This is a genomic window from Bradyrhizobium sp. (assembly GCF_019242285.1).
Taxonomy (GTDB): domain Bacteria; phylum Pseudomonadota; class Alphaproteobacteria; order Rhizobiales; family Xanthobacteraceae; genus Bradyrhizobium.
This window is the reverse complement of sequence record NZ_JAFAVV010000108.1, coordinates 1-7870: the sequence shown is the minus strand read 5'-3', so window position 1 is coordinate 7870 and position 7870 is coordinate 1. Positions and strand designations below refer to the sequence as shown.

7 protein-coding genes and 2 pseudogenes are annotated in these 7870 nt (G+C 64.5%); 7 read left to right on the top strand and 2 right to left on the bottom strand.

What is annotated here, in order from left to right; genetic code table 11:
• Positions 1-94: 94 nt before the first annotated feature.
• The 3 genes from JOY90_RS04045 to JOY90_RS04035 are packed head-to-tail and all read left to right on the top strand — an operon-like array spanning position 95 to position 3929.
• Complete coding sequence (locus JOY90_RS04045) at positions 95-1405, top strand: MFS transporter (protein ID WP_291689871.1); 1311 nt, start codon at positions 95-97, stop codon at positions 1403-1405.
• 24 nt (positions 1406-1429) lie between these two features.
• Complete coding sequence (locus tag JOY90_RS04040; protein ID WP_291689870.1) at positions 1430-2782, top strand: FAD-dependent oxidoreductase; 1353 nt, start codon at positions 1430-1432, stop codon at positions 2780-2782.
• Entirely contained in the window at positions 2769-3929 is a 1161-nt protein-coding gene (locus JOY90_RS04035; RefSeq protein WP_291689869.1) for a cytochrome P450, read from the top strand. Before JOY90_RS04040 ends, JOY90_RS04035 begins: the two co-directional genes overlap by 14 nt.
• Before the next feature lie 363 nt (positions 3930-4292).
• Here JOY90_RS04035 and JOY90_RS04030 read toward each other — a convergent pair whose 3' ends face one another.
• On the bottom strand, positions 4293-4598 hold the full coding sequence (locus JOY90_RS04030) for a hypothetical protein (RefSeq protein ID WP_291689868.1): 306 nt from the start codon (positions 4596-4598) through the stop codon (positions 4293-4295).
• A gap of 161 nt (positions 4599-4759) precedes the next feature.
• Between JOY90_RS04030 and JOY90_RS04025 the strand changes: the two are divergent.
• The 4 genes and pseudogenes from JOY90_RS04025 to JOY90_RS04005 all read left to right on the top strand — a co-directional run.
• A pseudogene (locus JOY90_RS04025) lies at positions 4760-5485 on the top strand (DUF3750 domain-containing protein); the annotation flags it as partial.
• Between the two features lie 335 nt (positions 5486-5820).
• A complete protein-coding gene (locus tag JOY90_RS04015; protein ID WP_291689867.1) occupies positions 5821-6255 on the top strand; it encodes a hypothetical protein in 435 nt (144 codons plus the stop codon).
• 1 nt (position 6256) lies between these two features.
• Positions 6257-6919: pseudogene (locus JOY90_RS04010) on the top strand (SOS response-associated peptidase).
• A 170-nt stretch (positions 6920-7089) separates the two neighbouring features.
• Positions 7090-7359, top strand: a complete 270-nt coding sequence (locus tag JOY90_RS04005; RefSeq protein WP_291689866.1) for a hypothetical protein — start codon at positions 7090-7092, stop codon at positions 7357-7359.
• A 182-nt stretch (positions 7360-7541) separates the two neighbouring features.
• Here JOY90_RS04005 and JOY90_RS04000 read toward each other — a convergent pair whose 3' ends face one another.
• A complete protein-coding gene (locus JOY90_RS04000) occupies positions 7542-7748 on the bottom strand; it encodes a hypothetical protein (RefSeq protein ID WP_291689865.1) in 207 nt (68 codons plus the stop codon).
• Between the last annotated feature and the right edge of the window lie 122 nt (positions 7749-7870).

Sequence of the window (7870 nt, the reverse complement as noted above, 5' to 3'; positions counted from 1 at the left end):
CCCTGATGGCATGACTCAGGCATATTCCGGCATTTGCCAACAGTCGTCCAGCGCCTAGTTTGGTCCCGAAACAAGATCGAACAGGGAGAAACACATGTCGCGAGCGGCTCCATACGCGTCGAGTCCATCGACCGGATCGACGATCCGGGTCACGGCCCTGTCCTTTTTCCTGATGGTCGCAGATTCCTACGACGTCGCCGCGCTTTCGTTCGCCGTGCCCGAACTTACCCGCACATGGAAGGTCGACAAGCTTGCCGTCGGAGGAGTGTTCAGCGCAGGGCTGTTCGGCCTGCTGGTCGGCTCCATCGTCTTCGGTTTCGTGGGGGACCGCTGGGGACGGACGAAGGCCATCGCGATCGGCTCGATTCTGTTCGGCGTCGTTACCTATGCGACGGGCTGGGCCGCGAGCCTGGATCAGCTGCTGATCTATCGGTTCGTCGCATGCGTGGGCCTGGGCGGCGCAGTCCCCAATGCCGTCGCGCTGACCAACGAGTTCGCCCCCAAGAGCCTTCGCGTCACGGCGATCACGACCATCTTCGCGGGTTACGCCATCGGCGGCACTTTCGGCGGCATCGTTTCGGCCCAGCTGGTGCCCGCCTACGGATGGCCGGTCATCTTTCAGATCGGCGGCGCGGCTTCGCTGCTGCTGACCGCCGCGCTGATGCTCATGCTGCCCGAATCGCAGAGCTTCCTTGCCGCGAAGAACTCGGTGGACGACCAAGGACGCTTCCCGGCTCGGGCGGCCGATGGTGCGGCAGGTTCTCCGTTCGTGCAGCTTTTCGCCGAGCGCCGCTCGATCATGACGCCGCTTCTTTGGATCGTCTACGTGGCGAACTCGATCACGCTATTCGCGCTGGTCAGCTGGCTACCCGTTCTCATCGAAGCGGCCGGGTTGCCGAGAAGCGCTGCGGCCTTGGCTCTGTCATGCTTCTTCATGGGCGGCGCCGCCGGGGGCCTGATCGTGGGCTACATCATCGACCGCTCAGGACTGCGGGCTTTGGTGGGTTCGGCGCTCATCGCCTGTCCCGTGGTGGCTTCCCTCGGCGTGCTCGATTCGTCCGAGGCGCTGCTGCTCGCGGCCGCGACGGCGGCGGGCTTCTTCACGATCGGCGTCCAGAACTCGTTGCACGGCGTCGCCGGAAGCATCTACCCGACGCCTATTCGCGCCAACGGACTGGGATGGGCCCTCGGGATCGGCAAAGTCGGCTCCATCGTCGGCCCCTTCATCGGCGGGATCCTGCTTTCGATGGCGCTGCCGGTCGCGCAGCTGTTCTGGGCGGCCGCCGTTCCGATCGCAATCGTGACGGTCGCGTCATTCTTCCTGATGAGGATCTACGACCGGTCGGTTCACCTTGAAGCCGCATCGCCTGCGACCGACCACCAACCGAGCGCCGCTTCGGCCTGACCACGGACTTCGTGGAGCGATGACATGATCGACAGGAAAACCCGGACTGTCCGCAAGACGATCGAGAAACAGACGATCGATGCCGACGTATGCGTAGTCGGGGCAGGGGCCGCCGGAATCATGGCTGCCCTGACCTCGGCTCGCCTCGGGCGGCGGACGGTTCTCCTGGAAGCGATGCCGACGCTCGGCGGTCAGCTGGTGGGAACGCTTCTCGGCACCATCTGCGGGCTGTATTCGAACGGGCCCCGACCGCGGCGGGTGACGTTCGGGGCCGTCGACGAAATGCTCCACTATCTCGACGCGGCGAAGGCTCTTCATGCACGACGGGCGCTGAATTCGCTCGTCCTGCAGTACGACGAAACCATCTGCGGCCGCTGGGCAGAGGAAGCTTCGTCGAATTCGACCGTGGAGGTCGTGCTGGGCGCGGTCCTTCGCGAAGTCAGGATGGATGGTCGCCAAGTCACCTCTCTTCATGTGGCCACGCGATGGGGAGACCTCGAAGTGCGCTGCAAGGGCGTCGTCGACGCCTCCGGCGACGCGACCGTTGCCTGGCACGCCGGCCTGGAGGTCAGGGAGGCCACGACGCCCCATTGGGGCACGCAGATGGTCACGATCGAGAATTTCGACCAGCGCGCGGTCGCCGAATTCGACGGATTTCATGTGGCGCAGGTTCTCAAGGAAAAGAGAAGCCAATACGGGCTCGCGCGCGAGGACGGCTTCATCTTCGCGTTCCCCGGCCGCAACGTCGCGACCGTGAACCTGACCCATATGCCGAATCCGACCGATCCGATCGGATCCAGCCGCGCGGCCCTCGAAGGACGCGACCAGGCCGACAGGATACTCACCTTCCTGCGGACCGAACTCCCCTCGATGAGGGACGCGCGTATCCGCGCCTACGGGCTTCCGGGAATCCGTCAGACGCGGTGGTTCGTGTCCGCCCACCAGCTTTCGATCGAGGAAGTGCGAAGTGGGAAAAGGCCGGAAGACGCGGTGGCGCGCTGCTCGTGGCCCGTGGAAGCCCACGACACCGCCGAAGGCGTGAGTTGGGAGACGTTCGACGGCGACGATCACATGCACTACGTGCCACTCCGGAGCATGGTTCATCGGGATGCCGACAACCTGATAGCGGCTGGCCGCTGCATCGACGGCGATACCGCGGCGCTCGCGTCCGTCCGAGTGATGGGACCCTGCTTCGCGATGGGGCAGGCCGCGGCTCACGCATTGGACATCCGCGGCGACAGAAGCCTGCACGACATCGACCTTCCCGGCTTTTCGGCGAGGCTGAAGCCGAACCTGGAAGAGTTTCGGAAGGACCCCTGGACGGAGGACCTCCGCGAGGACGAGATCGTACGGGAGCGCGCCGATGCACACGTATGACGTCGATCTCTACGCGGACGATACGATACTGGAGCCGTACGGGCACTATCGTGCGATCCGGGATCTCGGGCCCGCCGTCTTCTTACCAAAGCATGATCTTTGGTGTTTGGCGCGCTACGAAGAGGTGCGCGCCGCGCTTCGCGAATACAACACCTTCTCGTCCGCGCAGGGCGTAGCCGCCAACGACGTCATCAATACCCAGTCGCTAGGCAATACCATCACGACCGATCCGCCCGAACACAACAAGATGCGGCGCGTTATCAAAGGTCCTCTCGCCGCGCCGGCCCTTGCACCGATAGCGCCGGCGATCGAAGAAGAGGCGGAGCGTCTGGTCGACCGTCTTATGCGGCAGAAGAGCTTCGATGGCATAACCGAATGCGCCCAGCATCTGCCTGTGACGATCGTGTCGAAGATAGTAGGTCTGCCCGAAGGCGGGCGCGCGAACATGCTTCGATGGGCCAGCGCCACCTTCGACGCCCTGGGCACGATGAACGAGCGGGGCAGGGAGGCGCTCCCTCACATCCAGGAACTGCATCGCTATTGCACCGACGAAGACACGCTCGCCGGTCTTTCGTCCGACGGCTGGGCTGCCGCTATCTGGCGGGCAGCCGATGACGGTCGTGTTCCGCATTGGAAATGTCCCGCAATGATGAGGGATTACGTCAGTCCCAGCCTCGATACGACGATCCTGGCCACGGGAAGCCTCCTCTGGCTGTTCGGCCGATTCCCGGAGCAGTGGGAAATGGTCCGTTCCGATGAATCCCTGATTGCCGGTGCCATCAACGAAGCCATCCGATTGGAGTCTCCGATCCGCGGGTTCACGCGCGTGAGCACCCGCGAATTGAGCTATGACGACGAGGCGATTCCCTCCGGCGCCCGGTTCCTGCTGTTGTACGCCTCGGCCAACCGGGACGAGCGCAAGTGGCGCGATCCGGAAACATTCGACGTCAAGCGCGACGCGCGCGATCATCTGGGCTTCGGTTTCGGACCGCATGTCTGCGTCGGGATGCATCTGGCGAAGCTGGAGATCACGGCCTTGGTCAAGGCCTTCGCGCGGCGCGTGGGTCGCTTCGAGCTGGGCGAACCCAGGCGGGCCACGAACAACGTGCTTAGAGGGTTCGCACGGCTGCCCATCACTGTGCATTGATCGGCCACCAGGTTGCCGCTTCAAGCGCGTCATCCGCAATGGACGCCGCCGATCCGGCGCGTCTGGAAATCTGTCCGACGAAATTTCGGTACGCTTCGCCGATCCGAGAACGTCGCCACCGTCGTGAAGATAGAGGATGACGATGCCGGGTGTCGCGCCGCCGAGGGTGGCTGGCCGGAGGTGGTCGTAATCTTCAACACGCCGGCGTCCCGCCGAGAAATACCCGGCAGTATCGCCAAGAGCAGGCGGCGAGCAACGCGCAAGGCGCGCTTTCTCCCCGCACCACCACCGTGTCGAAGACGTCCCGTAGCGCGAGCCCGACCAGAAGGATGCCCAGCAGGGCTTCGACAACTTCGTTGGCACTCACGGTGAGGTCTTGTCAGAGAGCGACTTGCCTTCCGGCTGCTCTGCAACACTGCCCGAATGCGAGCCGACCCTCTTGGCCTCTTCCGACACCATCTTCTCCAAAGATTTCAGGTGTGACAGACCTGAGACGACCAGCTTCTGTTCGTCGGTTTCGCCGGCCGCAATCAGGCCGAAGATATGGTCGGTGAGCGCCTTCCTCGCCTGGACCAGTTCGGCCCGATCGCGATCCTTGAACTTCTCGAAGATCTCCATCGCCCGTTCGATGGCGGACGGAGCTACGGCGCTTTCGAGGAAATCGATCATGCCAAACAATCGCGAGAATGCCGTCGCGGTTCCGAATTCAGCCGTCTGGCCTCTATCCGCTTCACCTCCTGCTTCGAATAGATGCCCATCAGCTGGCGTGGGCGCCTTCACGGACTATATGGAAGCTCGCATTCGAAGCATTCCTTCCGTTGAAAAAGCTCTTGCTCGTTCTTCTGCTGCTCCTGGTCGCGCCGCTCGCCGCGTCGGCCGCCCGATATTTCTGGATTGGTGATGGTCGCGGGAACTGGCAGACCGCCGACCGGTCCAGCGCCGGCCTCTTGCCGCCGGCTGTCGCGCATCCGGAGGCGGTGATCCGGGTGTTCGGCGCGCGTACGGTCCGATGGCGTGGCATCTTCGCGGTCCACACTTGGATCGTCGTAAAGGAAAAGGGCGCACCGACCTACAGCCGATACGACTACACGGCGTGGGGCGAGCCGATCCGGACGAACGGCTTTGCGCCCGACGGTCGTTGGTTCGGCGCGCTGCCGGAGACGATCGTCGCCGTCGACGGAGAGCGCGCCGTAGAGCTCATTCCGAAAATCCGGTACGTCATCGAGAACTACAAATTCCGGAATTACGGCGATTACAACGCCTGGCTGGGCCCCAATTCGAACACCTTCGTGCAGGCCGCGTTGAACGCCGTGCCCGAATTGCGCGCGGTTCTGCCACCGACCGCGATCGGCAAGGACTTCCCGTACGATGGCCGATGGATCGGCGTCACGCCATCGCGCACCGGCCTCTACGCCTCGATCGCCGGATACGTCGGCCTCGCCATCGGATGGGTCGAGGGCTTCGAGGTGAACTTCTTCGGCGCAGTGCTCGGCTTCGACGTTCGGCGCCCGGCGCTCAAGTTTCCTGGTCTTGGTCGCTTGGGCTTCGCCGCCGGCCAGGACGCGGACTGGCTCCGGACGACGACCTGCCGCGTGAATACTGGCAGGCCCTACTGGCGGACGCGAGCGCCGGCGCCAGGCGATCCGGATCGCCGGCCGCGCTGCGGCTGGCCGAAATTGCCCGGCATCTCCTGAGGGTGGGCTGCCGCCGCTGCGGCCGGACCGTCGAGATCCAGAGGGTAGACGCCGTCCGGCTCTCGGTTCCGGAACGCGATCTGGAAGGAGGTTCGGCCAGCGCCTGCTGGACGACACCTGTACGCAAGCGGACCGGGCGTCATGAGGAAGACGGCTGCTGGCCGTCATACGGCGTGCCTTAGCCGGCGGGCGTGACCATGGCCCCCAAGCACCATCCGACTCCGCTGTCCGGAGGCGATCGAAAGGCTCTCGCTATGGAGCTTGGCCGCGCCCGCGCCATGACCACCATCCTCGCCGCCCAGGCGGCGGAGGCCCGGGCAAAGGGCGAGGCCCTGATTCGGGACGACGGACAGGGCTGCTCAGCGAAAGGCGGAGGCGAGCCCCGGAGAGGCAAGAATGCGAAAACGCGATCCTGTCCGTCGAACATCGGCAGATCGTTCTGGCGAACGTCGCCGCCGACGTCAGCCCGTCCGGACCGGATCGCCGCCCGCGGTGGTCGACCCCAAACGTCGCTGCGTTGCCGGCACTGCAGCGAAGCGCTGCGGGGCCGTCGGGTCGGCGCTAATATCGTGCGCCTGCGCAAGGAAAACACGCTCGAATTCGAGCCTTGGTATCCGGGAGACGAGCGCTGACATGTGCAACCTGTACTTCCATCACGACCAACCAGGCGGCGATCGCCGCGTTGTTCAGGCGGATAAACCGATACGTCGGCAACCTCGCACCGATGCCGGGCGTCTTTCCGGACTATCCGGCGCCCGTGATCCGCAGCGCGGGCGACGCCGAGGAGATGGTGCTGATGCGCTGGGGCATGCCGCCACCGCCCCGGACCGGCGGTCCGCCGGTTACGAACATCCGCAACACGTCATCGCCTCACTGGCGCGGCTGGCTGAAGCCCGAGAACCGCTGCCTGGTGCCAGCCAACAGCCTCGCCGAATACGCTCCGGAGCCGAATCCGGAGACCAAAAAGAAGGACGTCCTGTGGTTCGCACTGGACGAAAGCCGACCGCTGTTCTGCTTCGCCGGCATCTGGACGGAGTTCAAGGGCGACCGCGGCACCAGGTCCAAGCCGATTCCGGGACCTCACCTGGTGTCCGGTTTTCTCACGACCTCGCCGAACGCCGTCGTCGCGCCCATCCATCCGAAGGCGATGCCCGTCATCTTGACCACGGAGGAGGAGCGCGAGGTCTGGATGCGCGCCCCTGGGACGAGGCGAGGGCGCTGCAACGGTCCCTTCCGGACGACGCGCTCCGGATCGTCATGCGCGGCGCCGACAAGGAGGACAGGGGGGCCGCCTGAACCGCGCGCGCCAAATTGTGCAACGGCCGTTGCACAATTTGCCTGGACGCTCAGCAGGCCGATGGAACACGTGGAAAAGCGTCGGCCCTTCCGATCGCGAATCCGAACCCTGCGTTAGCAGCGCGGAACGATCGCGGGCCGCAAGGATTCGTCCGCCAGGAGCGATGACGATGCTGACGATGAAGGAGCGTAGGCCTGCGATCCGGACGCTGCGGGGATGGGCGATCTCCGTGCTGCGGGAGGTTGGCGCGATCATCGAGTGCGATGAGCACGGCTGGATGCAGAACCGCACCGACCCGCACGCGCGCGAGCGTGCCCTAGATATCGCTCGCCAGGATCCGCCGCCTGGCTTCTCCGCCGATGAAGCTGTCGCAGAAATGCGAGAGATCCTGGATTGCATCGACGATAGCTGTCCGGAGTGCCCACCCGAAGCCTCCTAGCCCAGACCTGGAACTGCCTGCCAAAAACATACGCCGTCGGGCTCGAAATTTCGTGTCCCGGCGGCGCCTACATACTGGACCCCTGAAATCCCCCAGCGGCAGCATCTTATCAGTAGCAGCCGGCGGCAAATGTGAACCAGTTCACATTTCGTAGCCATTTCACCCGTCGACGAGCAGCGGCATCAAGCCCCGGTCAGACGTCGGAACGCCGCCGCCTTGAGGCGATCGATGTCGCGTTCGCCGGTGGCGATCTGCGTCTGGATGTATTCCGCAAGCACCACCGTCGAGATCCGCCTTCGATCGGCGAAGCGCTCGTCCGCAAGCACCTCGTCAAGAACACGTCGCAACAACGAGACCGGGACTGGATCGTTGGAAACGGCGTCACGCATTCAGGCTCCTGCCGTCTCCGGACGGTCAATTGCGGCTCATGTAGACCGGCGATGCGTCTCTCTCGGGGGACGAGGACTTCGCCGTCAGAAGCCGATGAAGCCTGAAGACGTTGACTGGAAGC

What these genes read in the sequence shown, in the direction of transcription:
- JOY90_RS04000 (WP_291689865.1), bottom strand. Translation starts at nt 7,748, where the DNA reads ATGCGTGACGCCGTTTCCAACGATCCAGTCCCGGTCTCGTTGTTGCGA.
- JOY90_RS04015 (WP_291689867.1), top strand. Translation starts at nt 5,821, where the DNA reads ATGGCCCCCAAGCACCATCCGACTCCGCTGTCCGGAGGCGATCGAAAG.
- JOY90_RS04040 (WP_291689870.1), top strand. Translation starts at nt 1,430, where the DNA reads ATGATCGACAGGAAAACCCGGACTGTCCGCAAGACGATCGAGAAACAG.
- JOY90_RS04030 (WP_291689868.1), bottom strand. Translation starts at nt 4,598, where the DNA reads ATGATCGATTTCCTCGAAAGCGCCGTAGCTCCGTCCGCCATCGAACGG.
- JOY90_RS04005 (WP_291689866.1), top strand. Translation starts at nt 7,090, where the DNA reads ATGCTGACGATGAAGGAGCGTAGGCCTGCGATCCGGACGCTGCGGGGA.
- JOY90_RS04045 (WP_291689871.1), top strand. Translation starts at nt 95, where the DNA reads ATGTCGCGAGCGGCTCCATACGCGTCGAGTCCATCGACCGGATCGACG.
- JOY90_RS04035 (WP_291689869.1), top strand. Translation starts at nt 2,769, where the DNA reads ATGCACACGTATGACGTCGATCTCTACGCGGACGATACGATACTGGAG.